Origin of the sequence: Nonomuraea indica (genome assembly GCF_002850745.1) — a bacterium.
Classification (GTDB): domain Bacteria; phylum Actinomycetota; class Actinomycetes; order Streptosporangiales; family Streptosporangiaceae; genus Nonomuraea; species Nonomuraea indica.
Genome location: NZ_KZ559467.1, coordinates 321,319 through 338,270, shown reverse-complemented (window position 1 = coordinate 338,270; position 16,952 = coordinate 321,319). Strand labels below are relative to the sequence as shown.

Here is a 16,952-nt window from a genome sequence, read left to right as displayed (position 1 = left end):
CCGGACGGCCGATGGCGGGCCGCCCGCGCCGCGCCACGATCACGACATGAGACGCATCACGACGGCCGCCACGGCGGCGGCACTGGCCGGGCTGCTCATGGTCACCTCCGCGTGCGGCGTGGAACTGGACGCCGAGGAGGTGCACAGCACCCGCACGTTCCCCCACCCGGGCACGCAGGTGACGATCACCTCCGCCGTGGGCGGGCTGCGGGTCGTCCCGGGCGTCGCCGGCGAGGTGCGGGTCGACCGGTGGCTGCGCGGCAAGGCGGCCGGCGACGGCCGGGCCTCCTGGTCCTTCGACGGGGGCGCCCTGCGGCTGAGCGCCGACTGCACGATCGTGTTCGGCGACTGCGGCGCCCGCTACCACGTCCGGGTGCCGCCGGGCGTGCGCGTGGTGGTACGCAGCGCGGAGGACGGCGTCGTCGTCCGGGACCTGGCGCAGGACGTGGAGGTCACCTCACCCGGCCCCATCAGGGTGTACGGCACGTCGGGACGGCTGCGGCTGACCGGCGCCGACAGCCTGATCGCGGGCGACCGTCTCAGGTCCGCCGACGTCGAGGCGCGTACCACGACCGGCACCATCAACCTGGCGTTCGCCGCACCGCCGACCAGGCTGGAGATGCGCTCCGGCGACGGCCGCGTCACCGCCACGGTCCCGGACGGCCCCTACCGGGTCACGGCCGAGAGCAGGAACGGCAGGCAGCGGTCGCAGCTCAGGAGCACCGCGAGCGACCGGACCATCGTCGCCAGGACCGGCACGGGCGACATCCGGCTGCTCACCGCACAGGGCTGACCGGCCGGCGGCGAGCGCCCCCGGGAGCGCGCATCAGTGCAGGGGGATGGTGGCCCACGGGCTCTCGGGGTGGGTCATCAGCACCCGGTGGGCCTCCAGCACCGTCGTGTACCAGTCGCCGAACGTCTCCTCGTCGAAATGGAGGCAGCGGCCCAGGACGTAGCCGGCCGAGAACTCGGCCCACGAGCCGTACGCGGCCCGCGCGCCGTGACCCGCCCGTTCGACGGCGTCGCGCAGCTCCGCCTGCGTCGCGTAGCGGGCGCCCCGCCCCCGGCGCGCCACCATCGAGGCCCGGCCCAGGTCCCAGGCGGCGACGCTGCGCACGTAGCCGTCCGGCGGCAGCAGCGCGTCGGCCCGGAAGCGCGCCTCGTACCGCATCACCTCGCCCACCAGCTCGCGCAGGACCGAGACGTGCGCGTCGAGGTCGGCGGCCTCGGCCTCCCCCGCCTGCGCGCGGAAGGCCGTCTCGACGTGGTCACGCCACGCCACAGGGTCGATCCTGGCGTTCCTCGTCTCGCGGGCCAGCAGGTTGCGCACGTCCAGGACGAAGTGCCACTGCCAGGCGCTCACCTCGCAGCGCAGCAGCCGTTCCTGCGTCCGCAGCCAGTCGTCGCGGTCCTCGACGCCCCAGTCGTCGCTGAGGCCCTCCGCCTCGTTGGCGTAGCCGGCGCCGTGCCAGTTCAGGGTGTTCCAGGCGTCGCCGTTGGCGTAGCAGAGGTGCGCGCCGCAGGCCAGGCCCCGCAGCACCGCCTCGTCCTCCGGCGCACCCGTCCAGCGCGTCTCGACCCGGTCGCAGGTGCCGTCGGGCTCGTACAGCTCGGCGTGCAGGTCACGCCAGACCTCGCGCTCGTCCCCGTCGGCCAGGAACCACCTGGCGCACGGCGTCCCCCCGTTGACGAGCAGGATGTCGACGTCGTCGGGCCAGAGGGCGTCCAGGCCGCCGAGCGTGGTGAACTCGTACACCACCTCCGGGTGCGGCCGGGGCAGCACGCCCACCGTGTACGCGGGCACGACCCGGCGGCCGTCCTCCAGCGTCATGATCGTGAGCGGCGCCGCGCCCTCGCTGCCCTCGGCGGCCGGCAGCGTCACCGGCCGGTAGAGCCCTTCGACGGCGACGGCGCGCAGGTACTCGTAGTGGGCGCGCTCCTCGCCCGCCTCGTCCCGCCGGCACAACTCGTACAGCCGCTGCTCGCGGAGGGCGGGCGCCTGCCACGGGGCGCCGTCGTCGGGGTCCGGCAGAAGGGGCAGGATCTCGTCGTGCATCTCGTCCTCGGCGTGCATCTGGTGCACTATAGCCCGACTTGATCTTGGGCACGGGCCACGGTCTCGTCGGCGGGCAAGGACAGGACCGCGAGCCCGCGTTCGGACCGGAACATCCTTTGGATAGGCATCTCACCTGCGTACAGCCCTTTTCCGGCCTCGCCCTTCCGCGTTTCGGCAGACTCTCGGCCCGCTGCTCGGGCGGAGCCGGGTCTCCTCACGTCAACCGCCCACTGAGAAACCACCGAGGCGAAGTTACGTGTTCGCCGCCGAAACGGCTCCGCCGCGTTGCCTCCCCCGGCGACCCTGATCGCCAGGGGGCCGCATCGTCAACGGGGAGAACCACAGTGAAACGTGTCCTGGCGCTGTTATGCGCCTTCATCGTCACGCTCGTCGTGATGCCGCCGACGCAGGCACACGCGTCGGCGTCCACCAGCACCGTCAAGCTCGCCTGGGCCTACGTCGCCCTGGCCGACCCGAAGGCCTCCCACTGGAACAGCGTGGACGACGCGCTCGTGGGGACAGGCGTCGAACCTCCCGGCGTGTTCCGTTCCTTCTTCCGCATGGACATCAGCCCGATGCACGGCAAGAAGTTGTTCAACGCCACCTTCCAGGGGTTGCTCAACAGCGGTGCCTGTGACCCCACCATCGAGCTCTGGCTGACCGGGCCGATCGGCCCGGAGACCACTTGGCTCAACCAGCCTGCCTGGAAGCAGAACCTCGGCACCGGGACGGTCGCCGACGGCTTCGACTCCTGCTTCTTCAACTGGCGGATCAGTGACCTCGTGCGGCAAGCCGTCGCGGCCGGCGAGCGGCACCTGACCTTCGGCCTGCGCGCGGCCAGCGAGGTCGGGCCGCGCAACCTGCGAACCTTCGAGACCGATCAGGTCGACCACCCGTACTGGGGCCGCTTGAGAACGCCGGTACTGCGCTTCCAGTACAACACCGTGCCTGAGGTGCCCACCGATCCGGCCATCAACCTCAACGACTCCTGTGGGGCGGAACCACGGCCGACGACGACGTTCGTCTCCACCGCAACACCCACCCTGGGCGCCGAGGTCGCCAACGCCGACCAGAAGCACGGCGATCGGATGTCGGCGCGCTTCGAGTGGGCGGACTCCTCCGGCACCGTTCTGGGCTCGGCGACCTCCTATCCCGGCTGGGAGGGCAGGCACTGCACCGAGATCCCCGAAGGGCTGCTCGTCGATGGCCAGACCTACCGGTGGCGAGTGCGCGCCGAGGATCACTACCAGGAGCCGGAGACTCTGGAGATGCTCAGCGACTCCAGCGACTGGACGGCCTGGCAGGAGTTCACCGTCGACGTGACCCCGCCCACGCTGCCGGTGATCGCCTCCGAGACCTATCCGGAGAACGCGACGGGCGGGCTGATCGGCACGCCAGGCGTTTTCAGCTTCTCCCCCGGTGAGTCCACCGACGTCGTGTCCTACAGGTACCGGCTCGTGTCGGGCGGCCCCTCGTCCGGGCAGGTGACGGCCGACGCCGGGGGACGGGCCAGCGTGACACTCACCCCCACGGTCGCCTTCCGCAACACCCTGCATGTCAGGGCGGTCGACCGGGCAGGAAACGCCGGGCCGGAGCGTGCCTACCCCTTCACACCGAGACGGAACCCGGCGCCGTTGGTCGCCTCGACCGTCTACCCGGAGAACGCGGCCGGCGGCGGCGCGGGCATGCCCGGCGAGTTCGCCTTCTCGCCCAACGGCGCGCAGGATGTCGTCGCGTACGGCTACAGCCTGGACTCCGGTGAGACGCTCCGGATCCCCGCAGACACGCCCACCGTGACGGTCACGCCCGACACCGCCGGTCCTCACACGCTGTCGGTATGGAGCATCGATGCGCGCGGCTACCTGAGCTCGGCACGCACCTACGCCTTCATGGTGAACTGATGGGTGCCGCCCATCAGTCATCTATGCCGTTCAGCATGCTCGCAACCTGTGCATCTGCCGGAAAGGGGTGTACCGTCCCGATGATCGCGTGAGATCTCATGCGTGACCGACGCCCCGGCGTCGGTCGGGATGCCCCTGTCAAGCGGACCACGCCAACGGTGTGGTCCGCTTCGTTCTGCCGGGGCTTCTCAGGTGAGGCCGTAGTGCCGGGCGAGCCGTGGAAGACGACGGATGAACTCCGCCTCGTCGCCGAAGTCCCATGCGTCGCCGTCGGGCTCCGCGTGGTAGGTCAGAAAGGGAAATTTGCTGCTGACGCCTCGTGCGTCAACGGCCTCGCCCAGGCTGTCCGTTTCGAGGCCGGTCGCCCGCTTGTAGGGCTCGAAGGTGACGTAGGCGAAGGACTCGAACTCGGGGTCGTCCTCATCCGGCCACACCTGCCGCCGGACATGGGTGACCCGCTTCAGCCGGAACGCGCCGTCGCGGCTCCAGGTCGTCCTCTCGTGCGAGAAGTTCTTCGACAGCTCGAAGAGGCGCTGTACCTCCGGCAGTTCGAGGATCCGGTCAGGACAGTCGGCGACCTTCTCGAAGGCGTCACGGCCACGGCTGATCAGCCAGTTCACGAAGTACTCGAAACCATCGGACGACCCGAATCCGGTGACGGTCCAGAACACCGCGTACATGTCCCAGGAGCAGGCCCGGTTGGCGCACAGCGTGAACAGGACCTCGAAGTCGACGATCTCCTCGACCGAGAGGCCGGAGAGCTGAGCCTCCAGCCATGCCACCCGCGCTTGCCGGGTCTCGGTCTCGCGGGCCGAGCGCTCCACCAGGTCCCAGAAGCCGTCGATGTCCACGGCTATGATCATGACACCTCACGCGCCTCAGATCGACCCGCACGGGCCCGCACAGGGCCTCACGGAGCCCGAAGAGATCTTCCGCCGCGACGTCGTCGACCGCCACCAGCTGCCCGGCGAGGTCCGGCGCGGCGCTGAAGCCGACGCCGCCAGCCTTACGCCGCAGCAGGCCGCCGAGGACCGGGCCTGGCTGATCCAGGCGCTGCGCCTGCGCCGCCGGGACACCGGCGGCGGGCCCCGCCAGCGCCTGGACCAGGTGCCCGGTACCACGGTCGGCCCCGACCGGGACGGCGGCCGCGCGAGCCTGGCTGACCCGAGCCCCCGACCACGGCCAGCCCGAGGTCTCGTGAGGGCCCAGCACTCCCGAAGCGCCAGCGGGGCGCACGGTGCGATCGCTCCCGCGGCCGCCTTTCGCCGTCCCACAAGATCGGCGCCCCGCTCGCCTCGGTGCCCACCGCCGTACCCGCGGGAACGCAGCCAGTCGGTGAGCTTGGTGAGCAGGCCGACGAAGACCACCGCCGAGCCCCATCCGGCGTGCCTAGAGCTCGCGGAGCGGGATGCGTACGCGGCAGGTGGCGCCGGCGCCGGGACGGGAGTGGAACGAGACCTCGCCCCCGTGCGCGGTCACCACGGCCTGGACGATGGACAGGCCGAGACCGGCGCCGCCGCGGCGGATGCCGTCCCCGTGCGGGTGGTCCGCCCGGTAGAAGCGCTGGAAGACCAGCGCGGCCTGCTCCTCGTCCAGCCCCGGCCCTTGGTCGGCGACCTCGATCAGCGCATGGCCGTCCGCCATGCCGACGCGTACGGCCGCCGGGGTGCCCGCGGGGGTGTGGTGCAGCACGTTGGCCAGGAGGTTGCCCATCACCTGGCGGAGCCGGGCGGCGTCGCCGGTCACCCAGGCCGGCCCGTCGTGATCCAGCGACAGCGGCCGGTCGGGATCGACGGCCAGCGTGTCGGCTACCGCGTCAGCGGCCAGCTCGGTCAGCTCGACGGGCGCGCGGTCCAGCGGGCGGCCCTGGTCGAGGCGGGCCAGCAGGAGCAGCTCGTCCACTAGTGAGCCCATCCTGGTCGCCTCGGCCTCGATCCTTTCCATCGCCTTCGCCGAATCGTCCTCGCGTACGGCCGCGCCGCGCCGGAACAGCTCGGCGTATCCGCGGATGGTGGCGATGGGGGTGCGCAGCTCGTGCGAGGCGTCGGCGACGAAGCGGCGCAACCGCTCCTCGGATGCCTGCCGCTCGCGGAAGGCGTCTTCGATCTGGCCGAGCATCGCATTCAGCGCGTCGCCGAGCCGCCCGACCTCGGTGCCGGGCGGTGCCGTCTCGATCCGCCGCCCGAAGTCACCGGCGCCGATCGCCGTCGCGGTCTCGACGATGCGGTCCAGCGGGCGCAGACCGCGCCGGATCAGGTGAGCGGCCAGCAGGGTCAGGCAGGCCAGCCCAAACCCGGACGTGCCGATCAGCACGTACGCCACCCGCTCGGACAGCTCGTCGCTGGCGGCCACGAGCTGCTCCGGGCCGCTCAGGGCGAGCAGGCGCGCGTTGCCGGGACCGCGCCAGTCCTGGATGGCGCCGAACGTGGCCCCGGCCGCCAGGCCCAGCGCCAGGGCGAGCAGGCCGACCACGGTGGCGACCAGGTGGGCGCGCAGTGACATCAGGCCTCCCTGGGCAGGCGCAGGATGTACCCGACGCGGGGCACGGTGTGGATGAGGGGCGGGTCCACAGCGTCCACCTTGCGGCGCAGGTAGCTGATGTAGGTCTGGACCACGCCGTCGTTGCCGCCGAAGTCGTACTCCCAGACGTGGTCCAGGATCTGCCGCTTGGTCATCACCCGGCCGGCGTTGACCACCAGGAAGCGCAGCAGCTTGAACTCGGTGGGGGTCAGGTCGAGCAGGGCGCCGTCCCGCCGCACCTCGTAGGCGTCCTCGTCGATCACCAGGTCCCGGAAGCTCAGCAGTCCGCTGTCCGGCTCGGCCCGCTTGGTGCGGCGCAGCACCGCCCGGATCCGGGCGATCAGCTCCTCCAGACTGAACGGCTTGGTGACGTAGTCGTCGCCCCCCGCCGTCAACCCGCCGATCTTGTCCTCGGTCGCGTCCCGCGCAGTGAGGAACACCACCGGGATCTCCGCCCCGGCCGCCCGGATCCTGCGGCACACCTCGGTGCCGAGCACGTCCGGCAGCATCACGTCCAGCACGATGAGGTCCGGACCGAAGGATGCGGTCATGACGACTGCCGCCGCGCCGGTGGGAGCGATAGCGGTCTCGAATCCCTCGTATCTCAGGGCGGTCGCGACAAGGTCGGCGAGATAGGGTTCATCGTCCACGACGAGGATGCGGCTCACAGGTCCAGTTTCGCCCGACCTGTGAAGAGGATCCCGCCCAGCGCGGCGATTCACAGAAGCGTCTAAGAACGGCCGCACAGCGCCTGAAGATCATTTTGTTGCACTGAGCGGTATGGAGAAACTCTCGGCCTTTGTCCTGCGACGCAAGGGACTGGTCGCCTTGCTGGCCCTGCTGGCGTTCTTCGTCGGCATGGGCGCCACCCCCATCGCCATCCAACGCCTGTCCGAGGAATACGCCCACCCGGGCATGCCCGCCTTCGACGCCAACCAGGAAATCGTCAAGACTTACGGCAACGGCGGCTACCAGCGGCCGTTCGTCCCCGTCGTGGTGCTGCCCGAGGGGCAGCGCGCGGACGCGAGCAAGGAGGCGATCGGCCGGGCCTTCGGCGCGGTGGCCGCCAAGCTGCCCCAGGCCCGTGTCGTGTCCTACGCGGACACCTCCGATCCCCGGCTGATCGGCAGCGACGGGCGTACCACGTTCGGGCTGGTGTTTCCCGGGACGTACTCCGACGGCAGTCCGCCCGGCGGCGGGCTCGGCGAGACGCCCGACGAGAGCCCGGTCATCGTCGAGGCGATGACCCCGCACCTGCCGCCGGGCACCGAGGTGCACGTGACCGGCCTGGACACGCTCGCGCCCAGCGTGGACGCGGGCGGTGTGGACGTCCCTGCCAAGATCGGCTTCGGTGTGCTGGCCGCGGTCGTCGTGCTGGTGCTGGTGTTCCGCTCGGCGCTGGCGCTGGTGCCGATCCTCATCTCCGTCCTGTCGATCTTCGCCTCGTTCGTCGTGATCCTGCTGCTCACGATGGTCATGACCGTGCACGACGTGGCGCTGACCACGATGCCGCTGCTCGGCCTGGGCATCGCCGTGGACTACTCGCTGCTGCTGGTCGCCCGCTGGCGTGAGGAGCAGGCCGGTGGCTTCCGCGGCGACGAGGCGGTGCACCGGGCCATGGCGGGGGCGGGGCGCGCGGTGCTGTTCAGCGGCGTCGCCGTCGCCATCGGGCTGATGACCATGGTGGTGCTGCCGGTTCCGTTCCTCCGCAGCCTCGGCATCGCCGGCGTGATCATCGCCGCGATGAGCGTGGCGGCGACGCTGACCGTGCTGCCGGTGCTGCTGGCGCTCGCCGGCCGGCGGCTCGACCGCCGCGCCGCGACGGGCAGGCGGTTCGCGCGCGAGGCGGACGCCGGCCGCGCCTGGTCGGCCTGGGCCCGCGGCGTCGTACGGCTGAGCCGGCCCGCCGCGCTGGCCTGCGGCGGCCTGCTGATCGTGCTGTCGTTCACCGCGCTCGGGGCCGACCTCGGGCTGCCCGAGAGCCGCGACCTCAAGACCTCCGGCCCCGGCCGCGACGGCATCGCCGCGCTCACCGGCGCGGGCATCCCGGCCGGCGTGATCACGCCGATCGACGTCCTTGTCACCGGCGACCCGGCCGCGGCCGTCGATCGGCTCAGGCGGGTGGAGGGCGTGGCGGCCGTGCTGGCGCCCACGACGGACACCTGGCGGCGGCAGGGCACCGCGGTGGTCTCGGTGCTGCCGGTCGCCGAGAACGGCAGCGCCGCCGGCGAGGCCACCGTCACCAGGATCCGCGACGGCGCGCCGGCAGGCGTGCGGGTCGGGGGCAACGCGGCGCAGAGCATGGACTTCCAGGCCCGCGCCTACGGCGCGTTCCCGTGGATGCTGGCGCTGATCGGCCTGGTGACGTTCGTGATGCTGGCGTGGGCCTTCCGGTCCCTGCTCCTGCCGCTCAAGGCGATCGTGCTCAACCTGCTCTCGCTCGGCGCGGTGATCGGCGCCATGGTGCTGCTCTGGCAGTTCGGCTGGGGTACCGCGGCGCTGCTCGGCATCCAGCCCACGGGCTCGATCGGCGAGTTCGTCCCGCTTACGATCTTCGCCTTCCTGTACGGGCTCAGCATGGACTACGAGGTGTTCATCCTGGCCCGCATGCGGGAGGAGTACGACAGGACCGGCGACACTCGCCAGGCGGTCGTGGAGGGTGTCGGCCGTACCGGGCGGCTGGTGACCTCGGCGGCACTCATCCTGTTCATCTCATTCGCCGCCCTGGCCATGACCCCGGAACTGGACGTCAAGGTCTTCGCCAGCGGCCTGGCGCTCGGCATCCTGCTGGACGCCACCCTCATCCGCGGCATCCTGGTCCCCGCCGTCGTGGCGATGATGGGCCGGTGGAACTGGTGGCTGCCCGGCTGGGCGGCCCGCCTCCTGCGCGTCAGCCCCTCGCCGCTTCGTGACGAGACCCCCGAGCGGGTCCCGCAGCCGGTCGGCTGACGACAGCGATCCGGCCATCGTGCCCAGTGATCACGGAACAGTGGCCGTCCGAACCGCCCGGCCGACACGCGAAAGCCCGGGGCCGTACGCGCTCGGCCCCGGGCTCATGGAGGTCACAGCCCTACTTGAGGAGCTGCCGGGCCATCACCATGCGCTGGATCTGGTTGGTGCCCTCGTAGATCTGGGTGATCTTGGCGTCGCGCATCATGCGCTCCACCGGGAAGTCCTTGGTGTAGCCGTAGCCGCCCAGGAGCTGGACCGCGTCCGTGGTGATCTCCATGGCGGCGTCCGAGGCCGCGCACTTGGCGGCGCTCGACAGGAACGTCAGGTCCTTCTGCGGCTGCCCATGCATGGCGAGCTCGGACTTGGCCGCCGCGTGGTAGGTGAGCTGCCGGGCCGCCTCGAGCTTCATGGCCATGTCGGCCAGCATGAACTGCACGCCCTGGAAGTCGGCGATGGCCTTGCCGAACTGCTTGCGCTCCTTGACGTAGCCGACGGCGAAGTCGAGGGCGCCCTGGGCGATGCCGAGCGCCTGGGCGGCGATGGTGATGCGGGTGTGGTCGAGCGTGGCCAGGGCGGTCTTGAAGCCGGTGCCGGGCTCGCCGACCATGCGGGAGGCGGGGATGCGGACGTCCTCCAGGATGACCTGGCGGGTCGGGGAGGCCTTGATGCCGAGCTTCTTCTCCTTCGGCCCGAACGAGACGCCCTCGTCGCCCTTCTCCACGACGAACGCGGAGATGCCCCGGGCCCCGGCCGACGGGTCGGTCACGGCCATGACCGTGTAGTACTCGGACACGCCCGCGTTCGTGATCCACATCTTGGTGCCGTTGAGCACGTAGTGGTCGCCGTCGGCGACGGCGCGGGTCTTCATCGCGGCGGCGTCCGAGCCCGCCTCCGGCTCCGACAGCGCGTACGAGAACATGGCGTCGCCGCGGGCCACCGGCGCGAGGTAGCGCTGCTTCAGCTCCTCCGACGCCGACAGCAGCAGCGGGACGGTGCCCAGCTTGTTCACGGCGGGGATGAGGGACGACGAGGCGCAGGCCCGCGCCACCTCCTCGATCACGATGACCGTGGCCAGCGCGTCGGCCCCGGCACCGCCGTACTCCTCCGGCACGTGCACCGCGTGCAGGTCGGCCCCGACGAGCGCCTTGTAGACGTCCCAGGGGAACTCTTCGGTCTCGTCGGCCTCCGCGGCGCGCGGGGCGATCTTCTCGTCGGCGAGGGCGCGGACCGTCTCCCGGAGCATGTCGTGCTCTTCGGCGGGCGCGTACAGAGGAAAGCTCATACCGAGATACTAGGACGTCCGAGCATCTTGTTACCAGTCGGTACAGTTTGTGAAAAGGCCCAGGTGGCACAGAAGGGGGTAACGACGGCCGGTAGCATGCCTGGGCGATCGAAAGGAGCTCACACGTGCCATATCGCCTGACGGTGATCGGGACCGGATACCTGGGCATCACGCATGCGGCCTGCATGGCGGATCTCGGATTCGACGTCCTGGGCCTCGACATCGACGCCGACAAAGTCCGTTGTCTCAACCAGGGTGAGCTCCCCATCCACGAGCCCGGGCTCGAACCCGTGCTCCGCCGCGGCCTCCAATCCGGCCGGCTGCGCTTCACCACCTCCTACGAGGAGGCGGCCGCCTTCGGCGACGTGCACTTCATCTGCGTGGGCACGCCGCAGAAGCGCGGCGAGTACGCCGCCGACGTCTCCTACATGGACGCCGCCGTCGAGTCGCTGGCGCCGCACCTCGACCGCGCGTGCCTGGTGGTGGGCAAGTCCACCGTGCCCGTCGGCACGGCGAGCCGGCTCGCCGACAAGCTCGCCCGGCTGGCCCCGGCCGGCATCGAGGCCGAGCTGGCCTGGAACCCGGAGTTCCTGCGCGAGGGCTTCGCCGTGCAGGACACTCTCACGCCCGACCGCATCGTGATCGGCGTGCGGTCCGAGCGGGCCGAGAAGGTGCTGCGTGAGGTGTACCAGCCGCTGGGCGAGGTGCCGATGGTGGTGACCGACTTCGCGACCGCCGAGCTGGTCAAGACCGCGGCCAACGCCTTCCTGGCCACCAAGATCTCCTTCATCAACGCCATGGCCGAGGTCTGCGAGGCCGCGCACGCCGACGTCAAGCAGCTGTCGGAGGCGCTGTCCTACGACGACCGCATCGGTGGCCGGTTCCTGAACGCCGGGCTCGGCTTCGGCGGCGGGTGCCTGCCCAAGGACATCCGCGCGTTCATGGCCCGCGCGGGCGAGCTGGGCGCCGACCAGGCGCTGACGTTCCTGCGCGAGGTGGACGCCATCAACATGCGCCGCCGCGCCCGCATGGTGGACCTGGCGCGCGAGCTGGCCGGCGGCTCGTTCCACGGTTGCACGGTCGGCGTGCTGGGGGCCGCGTTCAAGCCCAACTCCGACGACATCCGCGACTCGCCCGCGCTGGACGTGGCGGTCACGATCGGCCACCAGGGCGGGCGGGTGACGGTGTACGACCCGATCGCGCTGGACAACGCCCGCAAGGCGCACCCGGAGCTCAAGTACGGCGACTCGGCGCTGGAGGCGGCCCGCGGGGCGCACGTGGTGCTGCTGCTCACCGAATGGCAGGAGTTCGTCGAGCTGGACCCCGAGACGCTGGGGGAGGTCGTCGCCACCCGCCGCATCGTCGACGGGCGCAACGCGCTCAACGCCGAGACCTGGCGCGCCGCCGGCTGGCACTACCGCGCCCTCGGCCGCCCGTAGGTCCTTCTGTTACGGCACGGCCGAGCAGGCCGCCACCCGCCGCACGGAGTTGCGGACCTCTAGGAAGACGCCCGCTGACCGGCTGACGGCGGGCCGCCGTCACGCCGTCTCGCGGGCCGTGGCTTCCGGACGCGGGACAGCCACGGCCTGCCTCACGGCGTGTCGGCGGGCCGTGTCCCCAGCGCGGCCGCCTCGGCGCGCAGGCGCTCTCCCTTGGCGTACGCCTGCTCCTTGAGCCGGTCCTGGAAGTCCTCCATGCGCCGCCGGAGCTCCGGGTCGGCGGCGGCGAGGATGCGCACGGCCAGCAGCCCCGCGTTGCGCGCCCCGCCCACCGCGACGGTGGCGACGGGCACCCCGGCGGGCATCTGCACGATCGACAGCAGGGAGTCCATGCCGTCGAGGTACTTCAGCGGCACCGGCACCCCGATGACGGGCAGCGGGGTCACCGAGGCGAGCATGCCGGGCAGGTGGGCGGCGCCGCCCGCCCCGGCGATGATGACGCGCAGGCCCCGGGAGGCGGCCTGACGGCCGTAGTCGATCATCTCGGCGGGCATCCGGTGCGCGGAGACCACGTCGGCCTCGAACGGGACGCCGAACTCGGCCACCGCCTCGGCCGCCGCCTTCATCACCGGCCAGTCGGAGTCGCTTCCCATGACGATGCCGATGCTCACGCCGTCTCCTTCGCGGGCCGCGGGGGCGTCTCGGTCACGTGTACTCCCCTGTGGTGAGGTGGACGGCGGCGTGCCGGGCGCGGGCACGGACGGTGTCGAGGTCGTCGCCGACGGCCGTCACATGGCCGATCTTCCGGCCGGGGCGCACCTGCTTGCCGTAGAAGTGCACCTTGATGCCGGGGTCGTGGGCCATCACGTGCTCGTAGCGCTCGAACAGGTCGGGGTCGTCGCCGCCCAGCAGGTTGGCCATGACGACGACGGGCGCGGTCATGGCGGGCGAGCCGAGCGGCAGGTCGAGCACGGCCCGCAGGTGCTGCTCGAACTGCGACGTGCGGGCGCCCTCGATCGTCCAGTGGCCGCTGTTGTGCGGGCGCATGGCCAGCTCGTTGACCACGAGCCCGTGGCCCGTGTCGAACATCTCCACCGCCAGCAGCCCGGTGACCCCGAGCTCGTGGGCGATCTGCAGGGCGATGCGCTGGGCCTGCGCCGCCTCCTCCGGGTCGAGCCCCGGGGCGGGCGCGAGGACCTCCACGCAGATGCCGTCCTGCTGCACGGTCTCGACGACGGGGTAGCTGACGCCCTGCCCGTGGGGCGAGCGGGCGACCAGCACGGCCAGCTCCCGCTCGAACGGCACGAACGCCTCCGCCATCAGCGGCACCCCGGCCGCGAGGGCGGCCTCGGCGTCGGCGGCCGAGCGGCACACCCACACGCCGCGGCCGTCGTAGCCGCCCCTGACGGCCTTGAGCACCACCGGCCAGCCGTGCTCGGCGGCGAAGGCGGTGACGTCCTCGACGCCGGACACCCTGGCCCAGGCGGGGCAGGGCGCGCCGAGGGCGGTGAGCCGCTCGCGCATGACCGCCTTGTCCTGGGCGTGGACCAGCGCCTCCGCGCCCGGGTGCACCGCGAACCCGTCGGCGGCCAGCGCGCTGATGTGCTCGGTGGGCACGTGCTCGTGGTCGAACGTGATCGCGTCGCAGCCCTTGGCGAACGCGCGCAGGTCGCCGAGGTCGCGGTAGTCGCCGATCCGGGTGTCGACGATGACCCGGGCGGCGCTCTCGTCAGGGGCGTTGGCCAGCACCCGCAGCTCGACGCCCAGCGCGATGGCGGGCTGCTGCGTCATCCGGGCCAGCTGACCCGCGCCGACCACGCCGACGACCGGGCCGATGGGGCTGTAGGAACTCACGTGTGGTGAGCTTACCGGGACGCACCGGCTGCTTGGCAGCCGCGTCCCAGTTCAGCGGCCTCGCGGGCGCATCGGTTCCGGGCGATCGGCCGCCGCCGGCAGGATGCCCATAATGCGCATTTGTCCGGGCATAGGTCGGTACGAGGGACGTACTGCCATGAGCCGGGATGCTCCCCGCTCCGACCCGGACCGGGGCCCGCGACCAGTAGGCTGGTGGCCCCAAGCCCGACAGGCTCCGCGCACAGGGAAGGACCGACCAGGAGACGTGGACTTCATCAAGCCCCTCTACCAGCGGTTCGAGGCCCTGCTGCGCGAGCTGACCAAGTTCGGCATCGTCGGGGCGCTCGCCTTCCTGCTCGACCTCGGCATGCTCAACCTGTTCCTGATGCTGGACCAGGGCCCGATGACGTCCAAGGTGTTCGCCGCGATCGTCTCGACGACCTTCGCGTACGCCGGCAACAGGTTCTGGACGTTCCGGCACCGCGAGCAGAGCGGCCTGGGCCGCGAGTACTTCCTGTTCTTCCTGCTCAACGGCATAGCCCTGCTGATCGGCCTGCTGGTGATCGGCTTCACCCGCTACACGCTCGGCCTCGCCGACCTGCTGAGCCTGAACATCGCCAACATCATCGGCGTCGGGCTCGGCACCCTGTTCCGCTTCTGGTCGTACAAGAAGTGGGTGTTCCTGGAGGCCACCGAGCCCATCCCCACCGAGCTGCCCGACGCGGAGGTCAGGCAGGACCGGTGACGACCCGGTTCCGGCCGTTCTCGTCGGCCGGCCGCAGGAAGATCGCGAACGTCGCCGGGCGGCGCCGCACCAGCTCCAGCCGGCCGCCGTCGGCGGCGGCCAGGGCGCGGGCCAGCGTCAGCCCCAGCCCGGTGCCGCCCCCGCCGCTCACGTTGCGTTCGAAGACCTTGGGCGCGATGTCGTCGGCGATCCCGGGCCCCTCGTCGGTCACCTCGACCACGATGTAGGTGTCGCCCTGGGTGGTGGTCACCGTGACGGTGCCGGCGCCGTGGCGCAGGGAGTTCTCCAGCAGCGTGGCGATGACCTGGCCGAAGCCGCCGGTCGTGGCCAGCGCCTTCAGGCCGCGGGAGCCTTCCAGCAGCAGCGTGCGGTCGCCGCCGCGGAAGACCGGCTCCCACTCGGTGATCTGCTGGATGAGCACCTCGTCGATGGCCACCGGCTCCGCCTGCGCGTGGCGCTGCCGGCGCGCCGCGGCGAGCAGCTCGTCGATCACCGCGGTGAGCCGCTCAGCCTGTACGATCGCCGCCTCACCCTCCTCGCGGACGGTGTCCGGATGGTCGCAGGCGGCGACGATCTCCTCCAGGCGCATGGTCAGCCCCGTCAGCGGGGTGCGCAGCTGGTGGGAGGCGTCGGTGGCGAACTCGCGCTCGCGGGTCAGCAGGTCCGAGATGCGGGTGGCGCTGCGGTCGAGCACCTCGGCCACCTGGTCCAGCTCCGGTATGCCGTAGCGGTGCCGGCTCGGCCGGGCGTCACCGGAGCCCAGCCGTTCGGCGATCTTGGCCAGATCCTGGAGCGGCAGCGTCAACCGGCGCGACTGCACGATGGCCAGCCCCACCGCCACGGCCAGAGCCGCGACGGCCAGGGCCACGATCAGCAGCAGCCGCGCGCGTACGTCGTGCTCGATCTGGTCCCGGTCGCGGCTCACCCGGACGTAGATGCCGTTCTCGGACTGCGCGTCCTCGGCCATCTGCTGGCCCGTCGGCGGGGCCATGCCGACGATGGTCGCCTTGGGTGGATTCGCGCGCTCGTAGATCTGGATGTGGCGGCCGGGATACTTCTGCTCGAGCTGCTGGGGATCCAGCGGCGTCTCCTGGATGCGGGCGTACTCCACCTCACCGACGAGGCGGGTCGCCTCCGCCCTGAGCTCCTGGGCCGCCTCGTCGACGATCAGGCGGCTGACCACGATGCCCAGCGGGACCCCCAGCAACAGGACCGCGATGACCGCGACGACCAGAGTCGAGGTGAGCAGACGGCGGCGCATCCCCTACTCGCGTTCGAAGCGGAAGCCGACTCCCCGGACCGTGGTGATGTAGCGGGGCTTGGCCGCGTCGTCACCGAGCTTGCGGCGTAGCCACGAGATGTGCATGTCGAGCGTCTTGGTGGAGCCCCACCAGTTGGTGTCCCACACCTCCCGCATGATCTGCTCCCGGGTGACCACCTTGCCGGCGTCGCGGACCAGCACGCGCAGCAGGTCGAACTCCTTGGTCGTCAGATGCAGCTCCTTCTCCCCCATCCAGGCGCGGCGGGAGTCGGCGTCGATGCGCACGCCCTGCACCACGGGAGTCTCGGACGTGCCGCGGCGCAGCAGCGCGCGCACCCGGGCGAGCAGCTCCGCCAGCCTGAACGGCTTGGTGACGTAGTCGTCGGCGCCGGCGTCCAGGCCGACGACGGTGTCGACCTCGTCGACGCGGGCGGTGAGTATGAGAACCGGGGTGCCGTGCCCTTCGGCGCGGATCCGGCGAGCGACCTCCAGCCCGTCCATCTCTGGCAGGCCGAGGTCGAGAACGATCAGGTCGATGCCCCCCGACAGAGCCCTCTCCAGGGCCTGCGGGCCGTCGGGGCTCACCTCAACCTGATATCCCTCACGGCGCAGGGCGCGCGCGAGCGGTTCGGAAATCGAGGTGTCATCCTCGGCGAGAAGTACGCAGGTCATGAAGCGATCGTAGGACCTTAAGCGATCGTTTCCCGGTCACAGCGCACGGTTTGACTCGTCGTTGACCTATCCATTGACCTGGGCAAACGCTGATAAATATCGGCTAGTCATGTTTAAATTACCGCGATTGTCGGGTGGAATGCACAATTTCGATCTTGCCATTGCCCGGAAAGGCTCCGCCGCCCCGGCGTGTCGCGCGGGCGGGACCATGTCGCCGGAGCCGGAGCCGGAGCCGGAGCCGGGGGCGGTGGCAGGGGCGGTGGCGGTGGC

14 protein-coding genes are annotated in these 16,952 nt (G+C 71.3%); 5 read left to right on the top strand and 9 right to left on the bottom strand.

All coding sequences use genetic code 11. The annotated features are described in order from the left end of the window. Nucleotides 1-46 precede the first annotated feature (46 nt). Complete coding sequence (locus CXR44_RS05685) at nucleotides 47-793, top strand: DUF4097 family beta strand repeat-containing protein (RefSeq protein ID WP_101783814.1); 747 nt, start codon at nucleotides 47-49, stop codon at nucleotides 791-793. 33 nt (nucleotides 794-826) lie between these two features. Here the strand turns inward: CXR44_RS05685 and CXR44_RS05680 are convergent, their stop codons facing one another. Continuing rightward, nucleotides 827-2,074, bottom strand: a complete 1,248-nt coding sequence (locus CXR44_RS05680) for a DUF1266 domain-containing protein (protein WP_101784195.1) — start codon at nucleotides 2,072-2,074, stop codon at nucleotides 827-829. Nucleotides 2,075-2,400: 326 nt separating this feature from the next. On the opposite strand from CXR44_RS05680, the gene CXR44_RS05675 reads away from it, so the two are divergent. Beyond that, nucleotides 2,401-3,957, top strand: coding sequence for an Ig-like domain-containing protein (locus CXR44_RS05675; RefSeq protein ID WP_101783813.1), 1,557 nt, complete (start codon nucleotides 2,401-2,403; stop codon nucleotides 3,955-3,957). Nucleotides 3,958-4,145: 188 nt separating this feature from the next. Here the strand turns inward: CXR44_RS05675 and CXR44_RS05670 are convergent, their stop codons facing one another. From CXR44_RS05670 to CXR44_RS05660, 3 genes are all read right to left on the bottom strand, one after another. Then, nucleotides 4,146-4,820, bottom strand: coding sequence for a DUF4240 domain-containing protein (locus CXR44_RS05670; RefSeq protein WP_101783812.1), 675 nt, complete (start codon nucleotides 4,818-4,820; stop codon nucleotides 4,146-4,148). Between the two features lie 526 nt (nucleotides 4,821-5,346). Further along, nucleotides 5,347-6,459 (bottom strand): sensor histidine kinase, encoded by a 1,113-nt coding sequence (locus CXR44_RS05665; RefSeq protein ID WP_101783811.1) that lies wholly within the window; start codon nucleotides 6,457-6,459, stop codon nucleotides 5,347-5,349. Then, nucleotides 6,459-7,145: a response regulator transcription factor gene (locus CXR44_RS05660; RefSeq protein ID WP_101783810.1), complete on the bottom strand. Its 687-nt coding sequence runs from the start codon at nucleotides 7,143-7,145 to the stop codon at nucleotides 6,459-6,461. The genes CXR44_RS05665 and CXR44_RS05660 overlap by 1 nt, the downstream gene beginning before the upstream one ends. 112 nt (nucleotides 7,146-7,257) lie before the next feature. Between CXR44_RS05660 and CXR44_RS05655 the strand changes: the two genes are divergently transcribed. After that, on the top strand, nucleotides 7,258-9,426 hold the full coding sequence (locus CXR44_RS05655) for an MMPL family transporter (RefSeq protein WP_101783809.1): 2,169 nt from the start codon (nucleotides 7,258-7,260) through the stop codon (nucleotides 9,424-9,426). 121 nt (nucleotides 9,427-9,547) lie between these two features. Here the strand turns inward: CXR44_RS05655 and CXR44_RS05650 are convergent, their stop codons facing one another. Next, entirely contained in the window at nucleotides 9,548-10,711 is a 1,164-nt protein-coding gene (locus tag CXR44_RS05650) for an acyl-CoA dehydrogenase family protein (protein WP_101783808.1), read from the bottom strand. Nucleotides 10,712-10,836: 125 nt separating this feature from the next. Between CXR44_RS05650 and CXR44_RS05645 the strand changes: the two genes are divergently transcribed. Then, complete coding sequence (locus CXR44_RS05645) at nucleotides 10,837-12,150, top strand: UDP-glucose dehydrogenase family protein (RefSeq protein WP_101783807.1); 1,314 nt, start codon at nucleotides 10,837-10,839, stop codon at nucleotides 12,148-12,150. 152 nt (nucleotides 12,151-12,302) lie between these two features. Here CXR44_RS05645 and purE read toward each other — a convergent pair whose 3' ends face one another. Next, nucleotides 12,303-12,803: a 5-(carboxyamino)imidazole ribonucleotide mutase gene (gene purE, locus CXR44_RS05640; protein WP_101784194.1), complete on the bottom strand. Its 501-nt coding sequence runs from the start codon at nucleotides 12,801-12,803 to the stop codon at nucleotides 12,303-12,305. A gap of 52 nt (nucleotides 12,804-12,855) precedes the next feature. Continuing rightward, entirely contained in the window at nucleotides 12,856-14,004 is a 1,149-nt protein-coding gene (locus tag CXR44_RS05635) for a 5-(carboxyamino)imidazole ribonucleotide synthase (RefSeq protein WP_101783806.1), read from the bottom strand. A gap of 265 nt (nucleotides 14,005-14,269) precedes the next feature. Between CXR44_RS05635 and CXR44_RS05630 the strand changes: the two genes are divergently transcribed. Continuing rightward, complete coding sequence (locus CXR44_RS05630; RefSeq protein WP_101783805.1) at nucleotides 14,270-14,749, top strand: GtrA family protein; 480 nt, start codon at nucleotides 14,270-14,272, stop codon at nucleotides 14,747-14,749. Here CXR44_RS05630 and CXR44_RS05625 read toward each other — a convergent pair. Together CXR44_RS05625 and CXR44_RS05620 are read right to left on the bottom strand one after the other, a co-directional pair. Beyond that, nucleotides 14,733-16,010 (bottom strand): ATP-binding protein, encoded by a 1,278-nt coding sequence (locus CXR44_RS05625; protein WP_101783804.1) that lies wholly within the window; start codon nucleotides 16,008-16,010, stop codon nucleotides 14,733-14,735. The two genes, CXR44_RS05630 and CXR44_RS05625, sit on opposite strands and share 17 nt — an antisense overlap. A 3-nt stretch (nucleotides 16,011-16,013) precedes the next feature. Next, nucleotides 16,014-16,682, bottom strand: a complete 669-nt coding sequence (locus CXR44_RS05620) for a response regulator transcription factor (protein ID WP_043620820.1) — start codon at nucleotides 16,680-16,682, stop codon at nucleotides 16,014-16,016. Nucleotides 16,683-16,952 lie beyond the last annotated feature (270 nt).

Coding starts and splice junctions, on each gene's coding strand:
- CXR44_RS05670 (WP_101783812.1), bottom strand. CDS start 4,820: ATGATCATAGCCGTGGACATCGACGGCTTCTGGGACCTGGTGGAGCGC.
- CXR44_RS05625 (WP_101783804.1), bottom strand. CDS start 16,010: ATGCGCCGCCGTCTGCTCACCTCGACTCTGGTCGTCGCGGTCATCGCG.
- CXR44_RS05655 (WP_101783809.1), top strand. CDS start 7,258: ATGGAGAAACTCTCGGCCTTTGTCCTGCGACGCAAGGGACTGGTCGCC.
- CXR44_RS05665 (WP_101783811.1), bottom strand. CDS start 6,459: ATGTCACTGCGCGCCCACCTGGTCGCCACCGTGGTCGGCCTGCTCGCC.
- CXR44_RS05620 (WP_043620820.1), bottom strand. CDS start 16,682: ATGACCTGCGTACTTCTCGCCGAGGATGACACCTCGATTTCCGAACCG.
- purE (WP_101784194.1), bottom strand. CDS start 12,803: ATGGGAAGCGACTCCGACTGGCCGGTGATGAAGGCGGCGGCCGAGGCG.
- CXR44_RS05680 (WP_101784195.1), bottom strand. CDS start 2,074: ATGCACGCCGAGGACGAGATGCACGACGAGATCCTGCCCCTTCTGCCG.
- CXR44_RS05650 (WP_101783808.1), bottom strand. CDS start 10,711: ATGAGCTTTCCTCTGTACGCGCCCGCCGAAGAGCACGACATGCTCCGG.
- CXR44_RS05685 (WP_101783814.1), top strand. CDS start 47: ATGAGACGCATCACGACGGCCGCCACGGCGGCGGCACTGGCCGGGCTG.